This window comes from Petralouisia sp., assembly GCF_056822245.1.
The window spans coordinates 1-19,238 of the sequence record NZ_JBQIOP010000062.1 but is presented as its reverse complement, the minus strand read 5'-3'; the positions used below and the strand labels follow the sequence as shown (position 1 = coordinate 19,238).

The following is a 19,238-nucleotide window of genomic DNA, read 5'->3' as shown; positions in this document are numbered from 1 at the left end:
AGGAATGAAGGCGTAGCGGTGGCTACGTCGATTGACGACAACGCCGCAGATGAACAATCAGACAAGTCAAGGTGTCAGTTACTTAATATTCGCTGTACTAGTCCCCGGCTTGCCCCAGGGCTGATTTCAGGGGCGGTTCCAGTTTTCATCAATGCCGTTTGCCCGCCACCGGTTGTCCTCATGGACATAGTCTTTCACCAACAGATATTGAAACCTGCTGACTGTTTTCAATGCATCATAGACATAGCGCAGAGGTATCCGGGAACGGTTATTTTCAGGATTTCCCGGCTCTGCCAGAAATACGGTGCCATCCTCCTGGTACAGCCAGATATTGACATAATGCCCCGGCGTACTGGTCCAGAAGGAATCATCATTCCCGCTGCTGACCAGAACAATGGCCGATTTGGCATTTCTGATCTGCTGCTGAAACTCTTCATAGGTCCCTGGTTTTCTGTGCAGTTCGCTGCTGATGCCGCAGACTCTCAGCGTACAGCGCATTTCTTCCCAGTCTATGGCCCCGTATTCTCCGCCTGGCGTATAATCAGAAGAAATTCGCGCATGTTCAAACATATCCCAGGGAGACACCTCATAGGGGGACAGGGTGTTGTAAACATTTGCCATACAGCACAGACCGCATCCAAAACCGCCGAAGGGATTGCCTTCCACTTCAAATTTACACCACTCTCCGGACCAGGGAATGCCTTCGCCCCAGGATCTGGGCCCCTGCAGGAACGAATGAATCATTTCCTCCTGAATTACAACAGGCTGAATATTTTCCATCTCATCCAGTTCATTGAGGCTGTTCCCCAGCCATCTTGCAGTACCCGCATACAAACTTTTCTCCTCGGTCTGCCCGCTGTCCTCCGTTTCTGCTTCCTGCACCTCAACCTTGTCCTTATTCTTAAAATAAAAAAACAAAAATATGAGCATAAACACAAATAACAAAACCTGCAGCACAGGCAGATATTTTTTTATGGTTTCCTTCATTCTGTGTACCTTTCCGTATCTTTTGCAGCAGTTCGCTGAATCATTGAACTTCCTAAAGAAAATTGTATTACAAAATATACCGATTGGCAAGAAAAAAAGATGGTGGAATTCAATCCCTAAAATAAATTCCACAAAGGAATACGGAAGTGGAATTTACTTTTTCATTTTAGGCATAGAAACAATACTTTATTTCGACATTGACACATAGTACTATATATGATACTATAATATAAGAAAGGAGATAATCACAGTGCCAAACGTAAAAAAACTAATTGAAAAAATGAAGCAACAGCCAAATGGAATGCGGCCAGAAGAAATAGACAAAGTTTTAGCAGCATACGGCTATATTCCAGCAAGGCAAAAAGGAAGCCATAAGCATTATCTGAATAAAGAAACTGGGGATTTGATAACAATAAAACAAGAAAATCCATTAAAAAAGGCTTATATCCTAGATGTTCTGAATAGGATCGGGGAATAATCCCCTTATCCTGGCATAGCATAACAAGCGGAAAGGAGCAGGAAAGCATGGAAGTTAAAGATTATATGAAATTGCCCTATACAAGATTAGTACAGGAATTGAACGATGAAAGCGGACACTATTTCTATGGCAGAATTTTGGAACTTGACGGATGCCAAAGCACCAGTGATACACTTGAAGAATTGTATGAAAGCCTTAATGAAGCAATGGAAGGATATATCGAAACAAAAATAGAAAACAATCTCTCTATACCAATTCCAGAAACACCAAACAATTACAGCGGTAAGTTTGTTGTAAGGCTTCCAAAATCTTTGCATCAAAGATTAGCCATTGAAGCAGAAAAAGAGGGGGTAAGTCTTAATCAGTTAGCATTATACAAGCTGGCACTTTAATATATGATACACACAAGGCAGGGAATCATCAACGCCCTGCCTTTGCTTATACTCTCATACTTTGGGTAACGGTCTTTCTTATACTTTTATTTTGTGCGCTATCTGTGTGTTACTTGTGTGCTACGCGGCAAAAATTAAGGGCTTCCGCTGACAGCTGACATCAACGGAAACCCTTGAAAATATGCTATATCTTAGAACTTACCAGCCTTTGCTGCTTCTTCAATGGAAACTGCAACTGCAACAGTAGCTCCAACCATCGGGTTATTGCCCATTCCGATTAATCCCATCATTTCCACATGAGCCGGTACGGAAGAAGAACCTGCGAACTGTGCGTCAGAGTGCATACGTCCCATGGTGTCTGTCATGCCGTAAGAAGCCGGGCCTGCTGCCATGTTGTCCGGATGAAGGGTACGTCCTGTACCGCCGCCGGATGCAACGGAGAAGTATTTCTTGCCCTGCTCATTGCATTCTTTCTTATATGTACCTGCTACCGGATGCTGGAAACGGGTAGGATTGGTGGAGTTACCGGTAATGGAAACGCCAACATTTTCGTGATGCATAATTGCAACGCCTTCCTGCACGTCGTCTGCGCCGTAGCATTTTACAGTTGCGCGGAGTCCGTCGGAATATGGTTTTTCATAAACTACATTCAAAGATGCGTCTTTATAGTCATACTTTGTCTCAACGAAAGTAAAGCCGTTGATACGGGAGATAATCTGCGCTGCATCTTTTCCAAGGCCGTTTAAGATAACGCGAAGCGGTTTCTGACGTACCTTGTTTGCCTTCTCAGCGATTCCGATTGCGCCTTCTGCTGCTGCGAAAGATTCATGGCCTGCCAGGAAACAGAAACATTCTGTCTCTTCTTCCAGTAACATCTTGCCCAGGTTTCCATGTCCCAGACCTACTTTTCTGTGGTCTGCAACAGAACCCGGAATACAGAATGCCTGAAGGCCCTCGCCGATTGCAGCTGCTGCGTCTGCTGCTCTCTTTGCGCCTTTTTTGATTGCAATTGCTGCGCCTACGGTGTATGCCCAGCATGCGTTTTCAAAACAGATTGGCTGGATCTTCTTAACCTGCTCATACACATCAAGTCCAGCGTCTTTGGTGATTTTCTCAGCTTCTTCCACGGAGCTGATTCCATAGTTATTTAAAACAGAATTGATCTGGTCAATTCTTCTTTCATATGATTCAAATAAAGCCATTTGAAATGTCCTCCTATCTTTTTGACAACGGTACTTAACTCTAAGCAGCCGGTACGGATTCAAAACTGCCTGGGGCAGCTCCCCTTTCCCAAAAGGCCTCTCTTTTACAGTTCTACTGTATGAAAATCGGCCTGCCTGCTTTCCCCGGACTATTCTGCCCGCGGGTCGATAATCTTAGCTGCGTCTGCTACACGCCCATACTGGCCTTTTGCTTTCTCCCATGCGGTGTTAGGATCATCACCTTTTTTGATAAAGTCGGTCATTTTGCCAAGGCTTACAAACTGATATCCGATTACTTCATTGTCAGCATCCAAAGCAATGCCGGTTACGTAACCTTCTGCCATTTCAAGATAGCGAACGCCTTTTTCCTTTGTTGCATACATCGTACCAACCTGAGAACGAAGTCCTTTTCCCAAATCTTCCAGACCAGCGCCAACTGCAAGTCCGTCATCGGAAAATGCACTCTGGGTACGTCCATATACAATCTGCAGAAACAGCTCTCTCATGGCTGTGTTAATTGCATCGCAGACAAGGTCTGTATTCAATGCTTCAAGAATCGTCTTTCCCTGCAGAATCTCTGCTGCCATAGCTGCAGAATGAGTCATGCCGGAGCATCCAATGGTTTCTACCAAAGCTTCTTCAATCACGCCGTTTTTTACATTCAGTGAGAGCTTACATGCGCCCTGCTGGGGAGCACACCAGCCTATTCCATGGGTAAAACCGGAAATGTCCTCAATTTTCTTGGAATGCACCCATTTTCCTTCTTCTGGAATGGGAGCTGGTTCATGTTTTGCGCCCTTGGCTACCGGACACATGTTTTCGACTTCCTTCGTGTAAATCATTTTAAGACTCCTTTCAATGTATACATTATTTGATGGCCACGGCCCTGTTTTACGGCAGTTCCGATGACGCATGCTTCACATGTTAAAACATTGTTATGTATTTAACATTCTTATCCATATTTAACCATATTTTGACGAATTAGTCCAGTGTTTTCCACAGAATTTTTCACCAAAATCTGCCGTCTTTAATCCAGTACTTCCATTCTTGTAAATGAAACGGAAGCCGCCGCAGCCCCGGCAAAGGTCAAAAGCCCCATCACCACAATCATTGCGGCAAATCCGGCCTCTACGGAAATCAGTATTCCGGCCGCAATGGCCGCAATCATGGCAATCACCATGGCAAGCCCCTGAAACAGCACTTTTACAAGGTTGCGCCCGGCGCTGCCCAGAATATTTCCAATCAGAGCGTCTGACAGCATCCCGTAATACAGGCGGTTTGCCTGCAGGCAGACATACAAAAGAACGGTAAGGGCTGTAAGCGCCGGGCCGATTCCAAATATCACCGCCCCCGGCAGAGTAATGAGAATCCCGTCTGCAATTGCCCGAAAATGTTCGATTTTTGTGGCATACCACATTTTTTTCAAAGGGGTGTCCGGAATCAGATAGGTGTAGGGATTTTCCAGTTCCTTGGACCATTTGGTGGCATACCCACTGAAAATAAACGTCACGTAGCTGGCCACTCCGGGGATAATAAATACTTTGCCCGGCCCTAATTCGCGGACTGCATCGTTAAAATAACCGATGGCCCCAATCAGAATTCCAAGACCCAGACACAGCAATGTATTCCAGCCAAAGATAAACGTGGGGTTCTTCTTGTATTCCAACATCTGCCGGAAATAAATTGCTTTGGCATAGGAACCTTTGTATTCCACAGACGCCTGTTTGAACTTCCTGCGTTTCTCCAGCCAGGGAACAGAGGCAACGCCTTTTTTCTGCTTCTCTCTTCTGGTCTGGTATTCGTCTGCAAATTTCATGGCATCCTCATAGTACTCCCCTGTGCATGTCATCCGCCAGGCCGCCAGAAACATCAGAAGCGTGGAAACCAGAAACAGCGTCATGCCGATCACATTCACCGTATCCGCTCCCAGGAAAATCAGCCTGGTCACCGCGACATTCCATCCCACCACCGGAACCATCTGAATCACCGGCATGGCAAAAAATTCCTGCAAAAGCCCAAAGGAGGGCTCCCGGGTAATCATCAGATATACGGCGATTGCCAGAATCACTCCCATAAACAGATACATAGCCGCCACCAGGCTCTTAAAAAATTTCTCGGACAATCTTTCATTGCCGTAACAGAAAATAATGGCGGACGCTTCCAGAATGCTTTCAAACACCACAAAAAACAGAAAATAGACCAATACCTGCCCGATGCCCGCCTCAAACCACATCAGGCCGGCGGCAACTATCACAAATCCTAAAATAATATTTATGGAAAAAGATTTTACCCCTGCAAACATCAGAACCATTTTGGGACTTACCGGTGAGGAAAATACAAAATGCACTTCACTGGGGCGAAACAGCAGGCCCCTGCGCCTGGCATAGCTTATCAGATTCGCCGGAAACAGCCAGAATATCGTTATGGACAAAATCGTCACCAGATTGTCTGGGGAATTAAAACTGCCATCCTCAATCATCATATTAAAACTGTTGTAAACCATCACAATATAAAACAAGACAAAAATTCCCATGATATAGGTAACCGGACGCTTCAGCGCTTTTTTAATCCGGTTGGCAATTGTCCTCTGATACAGATAAATTAACCCTTTCATTCTGATTCACCGCCTCCTGTAATCCGGAAGAACAGTTCTTCAATATCCGTATCTTCTGCCTGCTCTCTGGTAAATGTCCCTACGATTTTTCCCTGTTCCATAATAAACATTACATCCCACAGCTCTTTCACCATTTCCAGCATGTGGGTGCTGATTAATACAGTGACTCCCCGTTCTTTCAGCTCCAGCACCACTTCTTTCAATTCTTTAATGGCCGCCGGGTCCAGTCCCACCATAGGCTCATCCAGAAGAATTACCTTAGGCTGAATGGCAAGGGCGCAGCAAATGCTCACTTTCTGCATCATTCCCTTGGAAAGCTCGTTTCCTAATTTTTTCTGTTTATCCTCCAGTTCAAAACGGGTCAGAAGCTGTTCCACTTCTTCCTCGGTAATGGGTGAATTATAGGCCCGCCGCACATATTCGATATGCTCCCGCACCGTCAATGCGTCAAACATAGCCGGAATTTCCGGCACATAAGCAAACACCCGTTTGGCTTCCAGTGTCTTTGCCGGCATCTGTTCAATGCCCACGCCTCCTTCATAGCGCAAAAGACCTGCAATGCTTTTGATAATTGTGGATTTTCCGGCGCCGTTCGGCCCAAGCAGAATTCCCACCTGGCCCCCGGGAACCGTAAAGCTTACATGATCCACGGCCAGGTAATGCCCGTATCTTTTTGTCAAGTTCTGAATTTCTAACATATGCCACTCTCCTTTACTGTCTGCCAAAGGGCCGTTCCTTCCAAAAAATTTCTGGCAGCTGCCCGGCAAAAAACCATATGATTTCCTGTATTTTATGTAATACAATAGTTCATATGGCTTTTTTTGTCAACTTTATACCTTTTTTACTATGTCATTTTTCTTCTTGTAGATGGAGTCGGCGGGAACAACTCCCCGCACCATGGAAAGGGGATAAATATTGCTGCATTTCCCGATTACGGTTCCCGGGTTCAGCACGCTGTTGCAGCCCACTTCCACTTCATCTCCCAGCATTGCGCCGAATTTTTTCAGGCCGGTGGCAATCTCTTCTTCTCCTTTTACTGCCACCAATGTTTTATCGGACTTTACATTGGATGTAATAGAACCGGCTCCCATATGGGACTTAAAGCCCAGAATGGAATCCCCCACATAATTGTAATGGGGAACCTGTACTTTATTGAACAGCACCACATTTTTCAATTCCGTGGAATTGCCCACAACCGCTCCCTTGCCTACAATGGCGTTTCCCCGGATAAAAGCGCAGTGGCGCACTTCTGCTTCTTCGTCAATAATGACAGGGCCGTTGATACTGGCGGTGGGGGCTACTTTGGCAGATCTGGCAATCCAGACGTGTTCTCCCTTTTTTTCGTATGTTTCTGAATCCAGCTTTGCTCCCAGTTCACAGATAAACTGGCTGATCTTGGGCAGCGCTTCCCAGGGATAAGTTAAATCCTGAAATAATTCTTCTGCAATAGTCTCTGACAATGTGTATAAGCTGCTGATTTTACATGTTTCCATTTTGTTTTCCTCTTTTCTTAAAATATGATAAAACTCTTTGAACAATTACTGAGTTTTAGACGGCTGCTTTTTTGTTTTTGCTTTTTCCTTATTATCTTTATAATAAGACGAAGCATGCAGAAAATATTCCCGCAGGGCATACTGATTATTCAGACCCAGTACGCCGCTGGTGCGGCTTCTTACAAAATGCTCCAGTTTGACCATATATTCCTGAGGGGTGATGCTTCCTTCCGCCACATAGGTAAGCCCTTTTTCCCAACTTGCAGTTAATTCTGGATTTAACAAAGACCGAATGGAAGCGTTTACCACGTCATAAATCATCTCGCCCAGCAACGTAGGCGTGATTACCTGGGTCTTTTTATTCAGGGCAAGATATTTATTGTTCACCAGTTTTTTCAGAATCTCCGCCCTGGTTGCGCTGGTGCCGATTCCGCTTCCCTTGATTTGCGCCCGCAGCTCTTCATCTTCAATCAACTGGCCGGCATTTTCCATGGCCAGAATCATGGAGCCGGAATTATAGCGTTTGGGGGGAGAGGTTTCGCCCTCCTTGATATTCAGCTCCTTTACCGGAAGCTGCATGCCCTTTTTCAGTGCAGACAGCGCTTCCATTAATGTTCTGTCGCAGGAAGTTTCTCCGGCTCCGGAACTGTTGGATTCCGATTCTTTTGCCTCCGGCTGCTCTGCTGATTTTTTCTTCTGAAAGGAATAATTCATCACCTTCAGGTAACCAGGGTCCTCCAGCACTTTAAATGAAGCAAAAAACTTCTCTGCTTTTTCAGCGCTTTCCTTTGCGCCCCCTTTTGGAACATCGGCTGCATGTTCCTGGGAACCGGCTGCATGTTCCTGGGAACCGGCTGCATGTTCCTGGGAACCGGCTGTTTTCATACTGGTTACCAGATTGATTTTCCGGTAAACCGCCGGCGGGAAAAAGATTCCCAGAAACCGCCGCACAATCGTCTCATACACATGCAGCGCCGTTTTGTTCAGGGCGGCAATGGCGGAAAATCCCTGGCCGGTGGGAATGATGGCATAGTGATCGGTAATCTGCTTATCATTGACATAACGGGACTTTCCAATCTTTTTATAAGTCCCACTTTCCAAAATTTCTTCGGCAAATGCCTTGACAGAAGGGATATTTTTAAGTCCTCCGATATTTTTATGAATTTCTTTTGTCACAGCCGTTGACAGGACTCTGGCGTCTGTTCTCGGATAAGTGACCAGCTTCTTCTCATATAATTCCTGCACAACCTGCAGCGTCTGATCCGGACTGATTTTAAACAGCCTGGAGCAGTCATTCTGCAGCTCTGCCAGATTATATAAAAGAGGCGGATTCTTATTTTCTTTTTTCTTTTCTAACGAGCAAATAACCGCTGTAAGCTCTCCCGGTTTCTTTCCAAAGGTCAAATCCTGAATTAACTTTTCTGCATCTTTGCGTTCTTTGAATCCATTTTCTTTATACAGCCTGGGAGATTGAAAATATACGGAGCCTTCAACTGCCCGCCACTCTCCTTCTACGGTTCTGTCCCGAAGCTCCAGTGTGCTTATCACCCGGTAAAAAGGCGTTTTCACAAACTCCCGAATCTCCCGTTCCCTGCGCACCACCATTCCCTGGACGCAGGTCATCACACGACCTACGCTGACTACGGTATATTTGGTTCTCAGAAAATTGGAGATGGCGCTGCCGTATTTCAGAGTCAGCAGACGGGAAAAATTAATGCCCATCAGATAATCTTCTTTGGCTCTCAGATAAGCGGATTCACAGAGATTATCATATTCGGACAATTCCTTTGCCTCCCGGATTCCCCGCAGAATCTCTTCTTCTGTCTGGGAATCAATCCATACCCTGCGCCGCATTTTTCCCCGGACTTTGGCCTGTTGCTCCACCAGGCGGTAAATGTATTCTCCCTCTCTTCCGGAGTCGGTGCACACATAAATGGTATCCACATCCTTCCGGTTCAAAAGCCCCGCCACTATTTTGTACTGCTTTTTCACTCCCGGTATCACTTCATACTTGAATTCCTCCGGAAGAAACGGCAGCGTGGCAAGGCTCCATTTCTTATATTTTTCGTCATAGACCTCCGGATAACTCATGGTTACCAAGTGACCTACACACCAGGTAATCACGGCTTCCCCGGATTCCATATATCCGTCATAACTTTTTAAATCCAATTTTAATGCTTTGGCAAATTCCCGCGCCACACTTGGTTTTTCTGCTATGTATAAAGCTTTCGCCATAAATTCCTATCCTGCTTTCTAATTCTGCGCTGTTTTACATCCGGTTCATATCCACCAGCAGAATCCGGTCGTCCCCTTCCACTACCTTCACCAGCTCCTCATCAAACCCTCTGGCGCTGAACAAATAGTAGTAATTGGCCGTGATCTTTGCCTGCTCCATACTTTGAAACAACTGTTGGCACATGGTAAAAGTCATAGCTCCCCCGGACCAGTTGCAAAGGCTGATGAGATTTTCCCGGACGCTGTTTTGGGCTATAATATCAATATGCCCTTTCTTTCCAATCCATGTGCCCATCTTATGGATCTTTAAGGGCAGCCTGCCTACCATATCCTGTAATTCCAGATATTCCATGCATACATTGACAAAATAGCGTTTCAGATAACTTTCCAGTTCTCCTGCAATAAACCGATCGTAGAATTCTTCCGGCTCCATCTGATAAAATTCTGACAAATGGGGATACACAAACTTAAACCAGAAATTAAGAAATGTATCTTTTATCTGATACAGTCCTTTCTGGGCATTCTGCCATCCGCCTGTCTCAAAAGAATAAACCTTTTCCACCACGTCAAATTCCATAAGGTTCTTCAGATACACACTAATTTTCGCCCTGGAAAATCCCGTGGCCTGGTAGATATCGTTTAATTTATGCCTGCCGGAAGCCAGAACCTCCAGAATGGTATGATACACGGACAGCTCCCTCAACTGGCTGCGGATAATCTCTTCTGCCTTCCTGCGCAGAAATCCCCGCTCTGAAAGGATATGGGTGCAGATATTGTAGCGGATATCCCGCTGATCCTCCCATCCTTTCATATACTCCGGCACACCGCCGATGACACCGTACACTTCCACGCTTTCCCGCACGCTGTAATGGGGAAACTGCCGCACCAGCTCCAGAAATCCCAGTTCCCTAAGCTTTGTAATTCCGTCTACTTTCTTCATGGAATTCCCAAGAATCTGCGGCAGTTCCTGCTCTGTCCAGGGAATGGAAGAACTGCACAAAAGTATCATTACCGGCCCCGGATATAATTTCTTGCCCTTTAATTTCAAAATACTTTCCAAAAACTGCGGTTCTTTCTTCTGAATCCGGTGGAATTCATCTATCACCACCACAAGCTTGCTGCCATCCCCGCTTTTGATCCGCTTAAAAAACGTATCGTAGGAAGCCTCGGAAACCGCCACCTGATACCGTTCTGAGATTTCTTTCTGCATCCTCTGTTTCTGATACTGGGGAGAAATATCCGGCGCATAATAATAAAAGAATTTTTTATTTCTGCAGAAATCCCGCACCAGCTGCCGGCCGCCGTTTTCTTTTCTTCCATAGAGTATCAAAAGCTGGTTTCCGCTCTTTTGATACATCTGTTCCAAATATTGTATCTCCTGTTTCCTTCCTGCCATAATGAACCCCCGTATTTTTCGATTATGCTTTCGTACTGCAGCGAACCTTTTATATTCAGATACAGACAAAACTACCGAATTGCCCTTTGACACACAAACCGGGCAGCGGACTTCGCCTCCACGCAACACACCCATAACTGTTTACTTGGCCAAAAGGGCAATCCGGTAGTTTCTGTGTATCAAAATATCAATTCGTCGCTACAGTGTCAGAGTTTCTTTGAAAATTCTCCTGACATTTTTCTCCCTGTATCATATCACGATTTAATTTCTTTGACAATAGGGTTCTTCTTTCTTCCCTGCAGAGACTATTCGGATTTTAGTACAATATTTATATTTGGATACCAGCGGAGCTCTTATACTTTAGAGGGCATATCCCATCCCAAATGATCTGTATGCAAAAGCTCGTGGGCTTTATGGGACAGCGGTTTCTCTAAATACTGGCTGTAAAGGGCGCGGACGGAAGGATTCTCATGGGAGAACCGCAGCGGATTTTTCTTATCCAACGTATAGAGCTTGCTTCCCCGCTCTCCTGCCATTTCACGTCCTTCGGTAATGGGCTGTCCGCCGCCTCCGGCGCAGCCGCCGGGACACGCCATAACCTCCACAAAGTCATACTCTGCTTCTCCTGCGATGATCCGTTCCATTAATTTTCTGGTATTACCCAGTCCATGCACTACAGCCGCCCGGATGGGAATTCCTGCGATTTCTGCCGTTACTTCCTTAATTTCATCCAATCCGCGCACCATTTTAAATGCATCAGGCTTGGGATTTTCTTTTTCCAGTGCATAGTAGGCCGTCCGAAGGGCCGCCTCCATCACGCCTCCTGTAGCGCCGAAGATTACGGCTGCGCCGGAACCGGTTCCCAGAGGAGAATCAAATTCTTCCTCTTCCAGATTTGCAGGACAAATCAGCTCGGATCTTAACATACGGTCAAATTCCCTGGTGGTAAGCACCACATCCACATCTCTGTCCGCGCCGGAATCATTGATATTCGGCAGAGCGCACTCTGCTTTCTTGGCGGTACAGGGCATAATAGACACGCAGAAAATCTTACCGGGATCTGTATCCAGCACTTTTTCTGCAAAATATGTCTTTGCCACCGCCCCGAACATCTGCTGCGGCGACTTGGCTGTAGACAGCTGCTCTGTCATATCCGGGTACTGGGATTTTAAGAAACGCACCCATCCGGGACAGCAGGAGGTGTACATGGGCCACTGGTATTTTTCTCTGTGGGTCATCCGCTCCAGGAATTCATTGGCTTCCTCCATAATTGTTAAATCAGCGCTGAAGTTTGTGTCAAACACGTAATCCATGCCAAGGGCCCGGGCCGCTGCTGCCATACGTTTCTCTGTAGCCATTTTTTCCGGCAGGCCAAGACCCTCGCCCCAGGCAGACCGAACCGCCGGGGCTATCTGCACCACAACGATTTTTTCCGGATCGTTGACAGCGTCCATGACTTTACGCACATCGTCCCGTTCCCGAAGGGCTCCGGTGGGGCAATGGGTAATGCACTGTCCGCACAGAGCGCAGTCGGCTTCTGTGATGGTACGCATTTTGGAAACGCCAACGCCGGTTCGTTTTCCTGTATTTACAATGTCCCAGATCCCAAGAGACTGCACCTTGTCGCAAATCTGCACGCAGCGCATGCATTTGATGCATTTGCTTGCGTTGCGGATCAGTGGAAAACTCAAATCCCATTCTCTAACTTCATAGGACTGCTCAAAAGGCACATCGTTGATGTTCATATCCGCGCATATTTTCTGCAACGCGCAGCTTCCGTTCCGCTGACAGGCCGCACAGCGGAAATCATGCTGAGACAGAATAATCTGCAGATTCATCCTGCGGGCATAGTGGGCTTTCAGGCTGCTTGTATATACCACCATTCCGTCCTCTGCCGCAGTATTGCAGGCTGCCACCAGGGTGTCCTTGCCTTCTATCTCCACACAGCAGATGCGGCAGGCTCCGATTTCATTCAGATCTTTCAGAAAACAGAGCGTTGGAATCTCAATTCCGGCAGCGGCGGCAGCTTTTAAAATTGTGGTGCCCTCCGGCACCTGTACCTGCTTGTGATCAATTGTTAAATTTACCATTTGTCCTGTCTGCCTCCTCTCAATACGCCGCAGCCATGGCGATCGCACCGCAGGCAGCGGCTTGCTTCCTGATATGCCTCTTCGTCGCTCATGGTATATTCAATGCCTTCAAAATTATCTTTGCGGGCCCAGGATTCTTTCTCTCCCAGATTTACCCGTCCGCAGGGAATCTTATCATTTAACAGCGGCTCTGGAATCTCCACATCCACTGAAATCTCATGATGGCATCCCAGAAATTCATCAATATTGGCCGCCGCCACTTTTCCGGCTGCAATGGCTTTAATTACCGTTGCCGGCCCGGATACGCAGTCTCCGCCTGCATACATGCCCACACGGTTGGAAGCGCCGGAGGCATCCGCCAGAATTTTCCCGCCTTTTGTGGCAATTCCGGCCTGTGCAAAGGGCTCTGTGATAATATCCTGTCCCACGGCCATCAGAATCACGTCGCACTCTAACCGTTCCTCTGTCTTATCTGCTTTTCTGGGAGAGGGACGGCCGCCTCTTACCTGGCCGATAATCTGAGGCTGTACCCACAATGCGGCTGCATTGCCCTCACCGTCTTTTTCCACCCGAAGGGGCGCCTTTAAGGTGAGAAGTTCAATTCCTTCTGCAATGGCTCCTTCTACTTCCGCCGGAAGGGCTGTCATATCTTCTTTCCGTCTGCGGTATACAATGCTGACTGTTTTTGCATTGGAACGGATGGCTGTTCTTGCGCAGTCCATTGCCACATTGCCGCCGCCTACCACAATCACCCGCTTTCCTGTGAAATCCGGATATTTGTCGTCTCCGATTTCCCGAAGCATCTCCACGGCTGAAATTACATTTCCGCTGTCCTCGCCTTCCAGATTCAGACGTTTTTCTGCATGGGCGCCAATTGCAATATATACTGCATCGTATGTATCGTTGATGGTTTTCAACTCCTCCGTGCCCACTGCCGCATTCAGCTTCACTTCCACTCCGGTGGAAAGAATGGCGTCAATATCCTCTTTCAGCCGTTCCCTTGGGAATCGGTAATTGGGAATTCCATAGCGCAGCATGCCGCCAAGCTGTGATTTTTCTTCGTATACAGTGGTCTGGTGCCCCATCAGCTGCAGGAAATATGCTGCTGTAAGGCCGGAAGGCCCGCCGCCCACAATTGCCACTGTTCTTCCGGTGGATTCTGCGCAGGCGGGAACCGGAACCTCTTTTGCGTTGGCCTGATCCATGACGTAATGCTTGATTCCCCGGATATTGATGGAATCATCTATCATATTTCTGCGGCACCGCTTTTCACAGGGGTGCTCGCAAATCAGCGCGCATGCCGTCGGGAAGGGATTGTCCTTGCGGATCAGCCGCACTGCATCCTCACAGCGGCCGGCCCCTGCCAGTGCAATATATCCCGGAATATCCACATTTGCCGGGCACAAAGTCACACATGGAATCGGCTGTTCAAAGGTACCCGTACACTGATGCTCTCTCACATGGGAAATATAATCCTCTTTAAATCCTTCCAATCCTGCCAGCACCATGCGGGCGGACTCAAATCCAATGGCACAGTCTGCAGAATTCTTGATATTGGTTGCTGCGTGTTCAATCAAGCCAAGCGTCTCCATGGTTGCCGTATTGTTCAGAACGCTTTCTAAAAGCTCTTCTAAAATGCCCAGTCCAATCCGGCAGGGAACACATTTTCCGCAGGTCTGGGCATGGCATACTTTCAAAAATGCAAGCTGCATGTCCACCGGACAGACCCCAGGCGGATTTGCGATAATGCGCTGTGTAAATTCCTTCATCAATGTCTCTGTGGTGGAATTTACTTTGTCCGTAGATATTACTGATAATCTGCTCATATTCCTTCTCCCTGATTATTTTTTGTGCAGATTGACGGAAATCCTCCCTGTTCCATCAACCTTATGTTTCATTCTAACCGCAAATTTCCAAGAATGCAAGAATCGTTAATTCTTTCACAGCAATCACAAATCACAATTATTTTCTTAAAAATTAAATGAAAATATAATAATTTTTAAATATATTATAAAAATAGGCCGTCACATTAAGAAGTAAACATACAAGATACAATATTTGTAAATAGAAATTATACTATATCTTGTAGTTGTATTTCTTAATGCGACAGCCTCTTTATCTTCTTTTAATGGGATTTCTCAGCAGATTTTCCCGGCGGATCAGCTGTAGCTTTTGTCAATGTCCATCTCCACTTCAATTTCTTCTACAATTCCGCTCTCATCCAGATTAAAACTATAGACGTATTTTCCGTCTCTGTAAGCCAGATAATCGCTTTCTTCTGACAGCGCCTTATATTCTGTCATTGTCTCTTTGATTGCCTCTGCATCCATTCCGAAGTAATTGACGCCGTTGATCAGCACATTATCCTCTGCCCAGTAGCTTGCTTCTTCATCCTCGGAATGCATGTGAAAGGAAATCTTGTAAATCGTAGCCGAGGTAGCCAGCACCTCATCCCGCCCCGGATTGTATACATACAGATACGCATAGGAGCTGCTGTCTTTTTTCAGAGTCATAAATGTGGACAGCCAGCTTTTTCCCGGCATTTTATCAAGAGGAATTCCTTCTCCCGGAATTTCCATTTCAAACTCTGTCAGAGGAAATACGCTTGCGCCGGTATCTCCCAGAGTCACTTCCTTCCCTGCCACCGTCAGCACAGGGGCAGTCCCGCCGGAAGAACATGCGCTCAGGCTGACCGCCATCATTGCCGCAAGAAGCAGTCCCGCCAGTCTTTGTTTCATCTTCTTCATTATCCTATAACCTCCTGCTCTTTTTGTAACTCCATACGCATTATTTTGCGCTGATATATCCCTGGGCTTTCAGCAGCTCTGCGCAGAGTACGGCTCCGCCTGCTGCGCCTCTGACCGTATTATGGGAAAGCCCTACAAATTTCCAGTCATAGACAGTATCTTCCCTGAGACGGCCCACGCTGATTCCCATGCCATGTTCATAATCCACATCCTCCGTTACCTGGGGACGGTTGTCCTCCTCCAGGTATTGAATGAAGTGCTCCGGCGCGCTTGGCAGCTTCAATTCCTGGGGTTTTCCGCGGAAATTTTTAAGCTTTTCAATCAGCTGTTCCCTGGTGGGCTTTTGCCTAAACTTTACAAATACCGCCGCCGTATGGCCGTTTAACACCGGAACACGGATACACTGGCAGGTAATCACCGGGCTTTGGGCCGGAACAATCACGCCGTCTTTGATTTCCCCCCAGATACGGAGCGGTTCTTTTTCTGACTTCTCTTCCTCGCCGCCGATATAGGGAATGATATTTCCTTCCATCTCCGGCCAGTCCTGGAAGGTCTTTCCTGCGCCGGAAATTGCCTGGTATGTGGTTGCCACCACCTCATAAGGCTCAAATTCTTTCCATGCCGTCAGTACCGGGGCATAGGACTGAATGGAACAGTTGGGTTTTACCGCCACAAATCCCCGTTCCGTCCCCAGACGCTTCTTCTGGAAATCAATGACTTTCATATGCTCCGGATTGATTTCCGGCACCACCATGGGCACATCCGGCGTCCATCTGTGGGCGCTGTTATTGGAAACCACCGGAGTTTCTGTCTTAGCGTATGCCTCCTCGATGGCCTTAATTTCTTCCTTGGACATATCTACGGCGCTGAATACAAAATCCACTTTGGAAGCCACTGCTTCCACTTCATTCACATTCATTACCACCAGCTCCTTCACCGCTTCCGGCATGGGGGTGTCCATCTTCCAGCGTCCTCCCACTGCATCCTCATACCGCTTTCCTGCAGAACGGGGGCTTGCTGCAATCGTTGTCACTTCAAACCAGGGATGATTTTCCAACAGCGCAATAAAACGCTGGCCCACCATTCCAGTTCCTCCGAGAATTCCTGCTTTTAATTTCTGACTCATTTCATAATCTCCTCACTTTTCTTATTGTCCGTTTCTTGCGCACAACTGTCGCTCTGTTAAATATCCTAATACATTTGCAGGGAAAAAGCAATCCCGCATATTATACAAAATTACAAAAGTATCTCCCGGACTTCTGTATATTCTTCCTAATTCCGGGAAAAAGGCTTCAGCAGCTCCTGCTCCCAGTCCTTTATGGTAGCTTTCCAGTCTTTGCTCAGATATTCTTTTTCCATGGCAATGACTTTCTTCATGGCCTCCTGCCCAGGCGCGCCGATGGTCAGACGCTTTTCCACGCAGGTTTTCATGGAAACCGCTTCAAAAATATCCGCTTCAAACACAGGACTGATGGCCCTCAGCTCCTCTAAAGACATATCATCAATGGCAATTTTCTTTTCAATGCAGTACAGGACAATCTGCCCCACAATCCCATGGGCGTCCCGAAACGGCACTCCATGATTGACCAGATAATCCGCTGCGTCCGTGGCATTGGTAAATCCGTGTCTGGCGCTTGCCTCCATCCGCTCCTTCTGGAATTTCATGGTGGAAAGCATTCCTGTAAATAACGCAAGGCATCCTTTTACCGTATCCATGGCGTCAAACGTCAGCTCTTTGTCCTCCTGCATATCTTTATTATAAGCAAGGGGAATTCCCTTCATGGTGGTCAGCAGGGAAATCAGCGCCCCATAGACGCGGCCTGTTTTTCCCCGGACAAGCTCTGCTATGTCAGGATTTTTCTTCTGGGGCATAATGCTGCTGCCGGTGCTGTAGGCGTCGTCAATTTCCACAAACTGGTATTCGTTGCTGTTCCAGATTATCACTTCCTCTGAAAAACGGCTTAAATGCATCATAACTGTGGATAAAGCGGACAGAAATTCAATCAGATAATCCCGGTCGGACACCCCGTCCATACTGTTCAGGGAAGGCCCGTCAAAGCCCATCTGCTCCGCCGTATCGTACCGGTCTAACTCATACGTGGTGCCTGCCAGCGCGCCGGAGCCCAGAGGACAGTAATTCATTCTCCGGTAAATATCCTCCATGCGCTGCCGATCCCGTTTAAACATTTCAAAATAAGCTCCCAGATGATGAGCCAGAGTGACCGGCTGTGCTTTCTGCAAATGAGTAAACCCGGGCATATAGGTATCTGTATTGTTTTCCATAATTGTTAAAATTACATTTAATAATTCTTCCAGCAGTCCGTCGGTTTCCAGCACTTCCTGCCTGGTATACAGACGCATATCCAGTGCAACCTGATCATTCCTGCTCCTTCCGGTATGCAGCTTTTTGCCGGTATCCCCCAGGCGGTCAATCAGCGTCGCTTCCACAAAGCTGTGAATATCCTCATATTCCTGAGAAATTTCCAGAGTTCCAGCTTCCACCTCCTGTAAAATCTCCTGGATTGCCGCCACAATATCACTGGATTCTGTTTCTGTGAGAATTCCCTGTTTTCCAAGCATTTTCACATGGGCAATACTGCCTTCCATGTCCTGTCTGTAAAACTTTTTGTCAAACGATATGGACGCATTGAAATTATAAACCAGCTGATCCGTTTCTTTCGTAAAGCGTCCGCCCCATAATTGTGCCATAATCTCTTACCTCTTTCTGTTTTTATGTATAACCTCTTCTTATGTTTCACCGGATTTCCTGACCCGCTGCCGCTCCTCCATGGAAAAAACACAGCCGCAGTAATCCTGGCGGTACATCTGGTATTCCCTGGAAAGCTCCACGGAGCGTTTGTAGCCTTCCCGTTTCTTGAAATCAGAAACAAGATAGGGAACCTTATATTCCTCCGCCAGCCGTTCTCCGATTTCATTGAGTTTTTCCGCATTCTTCAAAGGGCTGATGGACAGGGTTGTGGTAAAATAATCCATCCCCAGCTCCCGGGCGCATTCCGCCGCCTCCCTGAGACGCAGCTCATAACACTGAAAACACCGTTCTCCCCCTTCCGGCAGATGCCCCATGCCCCGGGCCATCCGGTAGAACCTGTCTTTTTCAAACTTTCCTTCCAGAAATTCAATCCTGTAATAATTTTCCTGATTTTCTCTCCCAGATACATCTTTCCAGAACTGATGAATAAAATTCTTCTGCTCTTCCACCCGCTTGAAATATTCCTCCTCCGGATAAATATTCGGGTTATAGTAAAACACGGTAATCCGAAAATACCGGGCCAGATATTCCAGTACATAACTGCTGCAGGGTGCGCAGCAGCTATGCAAAAGCAGACTGGGCGCCTGCTTCTGCCTGTCAAGTTTTCCGATGAGCTGTTCCAGTTCTTTCTGGTAATTCCGCTTCATAGGCTCTCCTCCTGCTGTTCTTTCCTGTCCCATATTAGCACATCGGGGGATGGAACACAAGATTTACCTAATGTTTGGATACGGACGGAACTACCGGCGTGCCCTTCCGCACACAAACCGGACGGCGTTTTGGCAAACTAACTGCCAACTCCGGCTAGGGAAGTCAGAAAAGCCTTCCTTCCCAAGG

16 protein-coding genes are annotated in these 19,238 nt (G+C 47.0%); 2 read left to right on the top strand and 14 right to left on the bottom strand.

From position 1 onward, the window contains the following. Positions 1 to 126: 126 nt before the first annotated feature. Positions 127 to 987 carry a hypothetical protein gene (locus ACTO17_RS17675; protein WP_482558867.1) on the bottom strand — a complete coding sequence of 287 codons (861 nt, stop codon included), beginning with the start codon at positions 985 to 987 and terminating at the stop codon, positions 127 to 129. A 250-nt stretch (positions 988 to 1,237) separates the two neighbouring features. Between ACTO17_RS17675 and ACTO17_RS17670 the strand changes: the two genes are divergently transcribed. Further along, positions 1,238 to 1,465 (top strand): type II toxin-antitoxin system HicA family toxin, encoded by a 228-nt coding sequence (locus ACTO17_RS17670; protein WP_172538295.1) that lies wholly within the window; start codon positions 1,238 to 1,240, stop codon positions 1,463 to 1,465. A 47-nt stretch (positions 1,466 to 1,512) separates the two neighbouring features. Next, complete coding sequence (locus ACTO17_RS17665) at positions 1,513 to 1,857, top strand: type II toxin-antitoxin system HicB family antitoxin (protein ID WP_482558866.1); 345 nt, start codon at positions 1,513 to 1,515, stop codon at positions 1,855 to 1,857. Positions 1,858 to 2,048: 191 nt separating this feature from the next. Here ACTO17_RS17665 and ACTO17_RS17660 read toward each other — a convergent pair whose 3' ends face one another. The 13 genes from ACTO17_RS17660 to ACTO17_RS17600 all read right to left on the bottom strand — a co-directional run bounded on the left by ACTO17_RS17660 (position 2,049) and on the right by ACTO17_RS17600 (position 19,051). Then, positions 2,049 to 3,059 (bottom strand): GGGtGRT protein, encoded by a 1,011-nt coding sequence (locus ACTO17_RS17660; RefSeq protein WP_172538294.1) that lies wholly within the window; start codon positions 3,057 to 3,059, stop codon positions 2,049 to 2,051. A 149-nt stretch (positions 3,060 to 3,208) separates the two neighbouring features. Further along, positions 3,209 to 3,901: an iron-sulfur cluster assembly scaffold protein gene (locus tag ACTO17_RS17655; RefSeq protein ID WP_016214649.1), complete on the bottom strand. Its 693-nt coding sequence runs from the start codon at positions 3,899 to 3,901 to the stop codon at positions 3,209 to 3,211. A 185-nt stretch (positions 3,902 to 4,086) separates the two neighbouring features. After that, positions 4,087 to 5,673 (bottom strand): putative ABC exporter domain-containing protein, encoded by a 1,587-nt coding sequence (locus ACTO17_RS17650; RefSeq protein ID WP_482558865.1) that lies wholly within the window; start codon positions 5,671 to 5,673, stop codon positions 4,087 to 4,089. Further along, on the bottom strand, positions 5,670 to 6,371 hold the full coding sequence (locus ACTO17_RS17645) for an ABC transporter ATP-binding protein (protein ID WP_482558864.1): 702 nt from the start codon (positions 6,369 to 6,371) through the stop codon (positions 5,670 to 5,672). The genes ACTO17_RS17650 and ACTO17_RS17645 overlap by 4 nt, the downstream gene beginning before the upstream one ends. Before the next feature lie 132 nt (positions 6,372 to 6,503). Continuing rightward, on the bottom strand, positions 6,504 to 7,166 hold the full coding sequence (locus ACTO17_RS17640; protein ID WP_482558863.1) for an LbetaH domain-containing protein: 663 nt from the start codon (positions 7,164 to 7,166) through the stop codon (positions 6,504 to 6,506). A 45-nt stretch (positions 7,167 to 7,211) separates the two neighbouring features. Next, positions 7,212 to 9,401, bottom strand: a complete 2,190-nt coding sequence (locus tag ACTO17_RS17635; RefSeq protein ID WP_482558862.1) for a DNA topoisomerase — start codon at positions 9,399 to 9,401, stop codon at positions 7,212 to 7,214. Between the two features lie 34 nt (positions 9,402 to 9,435). Further along, positions 9,436 to 10,797 carry an ATP-binding protein gene (locus ACTO17_RS17630; protein ID WP_482558861.1) on the bottom strand — a complete coding sequence of 454 codons (1,362 nt, stop codon included), beginning with the start codon at positions 10,795 to 10,797 and terminating at the stop codon, positions 9,436 to 9,438. A 353-nt stretch (positions 10,798 to 11,150) separates the two neighbouring features. Then, on the bottom strand, positions 11,151 to 12,887 hold the full coding sequence (locus ACTO17_RS17625; protein ID WP_482558860.1) for a [FeFe] hydrogenase, group A: 1,737 nt from the start codon (positions 12,885 to 12,887) through the stop codon (positions 11,151 to 11,153). Beyond that, positions 12,881 to 14,713, bottom strand: coding sequence for an NAD(P)-binding protein (locus ACTO17_RS17620; RefSeq protein WP_482558859.1), 1,833 nt, complete (start codon positions 14,711 to 14,713; stop codon positions 12,881 to 12,883). The genes ACTO17_RS17625 and ACTO17_RS17620 overlap by 7 nt, the downstream gene beginning before the upstream one ends. A 333-nt stretch (positions 14,714 to 15,046) precedes the next feature. Next, on the bottom strand, positions 15,047 to 15,634 hold the full coding sequence (locus ACTO17_RS17615; protein WP_172538287.1) for a hypothetical protein: 588 nt from the start codon (positions 15,632 to 15,634) through the stop codon (positions 15,047 to 15,049). A gap of 40 nt (positions 15,635 to 15,674) precedes the next feature. Further along, positions 15,675 to 16,760 carry an aspartate-semialdehyde dehydrogenase gene (gene asd, locus ACTO17_RS17610; protein WP_482558858.1) on the bottom strand — a complete coding sequence of 362 codons (1,086 nt, stop codon included), beginning with the start codon at positions 16,758 to 16,760 and terminating at the stop codon, positions 15,675 to 15,677. A gap of 146 nt (positions 16,761 to 16,906) precedes the next feature. Further along, positions 16,907 to 18,343, bottom strand: a complete 1,437-nt coding sequence (gene argH, locus ACTO17_RS17605; protein ID WP_482558857.1) for an argininosuccinate lyase — start codon at positions 18,341 to 18,343, stop codon at positions 16,907 to 16,909. 39 nt (positions 18,344 to 18,382) lie between these two features. Continuing rightward, positions 18,383 to 19,051: an epoxyqueuosine reductase QueH gene (locus ACTO17_RS17600; RefSeq protein ID WP_482558856.1), complete on the bottom strand. Its 669-nt coding sequence runs from the start codon at positions 19,049 to 19,051 to the stop codon at positions 18,383 to 18,385. Between the last annotated feature and the right edge of the window lie 187 nt (positions 19,052 to 19,238).

Coding starts and splice junctions, on each gene's coding strand:
- ACTO17_RS17675 (WP_482558867.1), bottom strand. CDS start 987: ATGAAGGAAACCATAAAAAAATATCTGCCTGTGCTGCAGGTTTTGTTA.
- ACTO17_RS17665 (WP_482558866.1), top strand. CDS start 1,513: ATGGAAGTTAAAGATTATATGAAATTGCCCTATACAAGATTAGTACAG.
- ACTO17_RS17660 (WP_172538294.1), bottom strand. CDS start 3,059: ATGGCTTTATTTGAATCATATGAAAGAAGAATTGACCAGATCAATTCT.
- ACTO17_RS17655 (WP_016214649.1), bottom strand. CDS start 3,901: ATGATTTACACGAAGGAAGTCGAAAACATGTGTCCGGTAGCCAAGGGC.
- ACTO17_RS17650 (WP_482558865.1), bottom strand. CDS start 5,673: ATGAAAGGGTTAATTTATCTGTATCAGAGGACAATTGCCAACCGGATT.
- ACTO17_RS17645 (WP_482558864.1), bottom strand. CDS start 6,371: ATGTTAGAAATTCAGAACTTGACAAAAAGATACGGGCATTACCTGGCC.
- ACTO17_RS17640 (WP_482558863.1), bottom strand. CDS start 7,166: ATGGAAACATGTAAAATCAGCAGCTTATACACATTGTCAGAGACTATT.
- ACTO17_RS17635 (WP_482558862.1), bottom strand. CDS start 9,401: ATGGCGAAAGCTTTATACATAGCAGAAAAACCAAGTGTGGCGCGGGAA.
- ACTO17_RS17630 (WP_482558861.1), bottom strand. CDS start 10,797: ATGGCAGGAAGGAAACAGGAGATACAATATTTGGAACAGATGTATCAA.
- ACTO17_RS17625 (WP_482558860.1), bottom strand. CDS start 12,887: ATGGTAAATTTAACAATTGATCACAAGCAGGTACAGGTGCCGGAGGGC.
- ACTO17_RS17620 (WP_482558859.1), bottom strand. CDS start 14,713: ATGAGCAGATTATCAGTAATATCTACGGACAAAGTAAATTCCACCACA.
- ACTO17_RS17615 (WP_172538287.1), bottom strand. CDS start 15,634: ATGAAGAAGATGAAACAAAGACTGGCGGGACTGCTTCTTGCGGCAATG.
- asd (WP_482558858.1), bottom strand. CDS start 16,760: ATGAGTCAGAAATTAAAAGCAGGAATTCTCGGAGGAACTGGAATGGTG.
- argH (WP_482558857.1), bottom strand. CDS start 18,343: ATGGCACAATTATGGGGCGGACGCTTTACGAAAGAAACGGATCAGCTG.
- ACTO17_RS17600 (WP_482558856.1), bottom strand. CDS start 19,051: ATGAAGCGGAATTACCAGAAAGAACTGGAACAGCTCATCGGAAAACTT.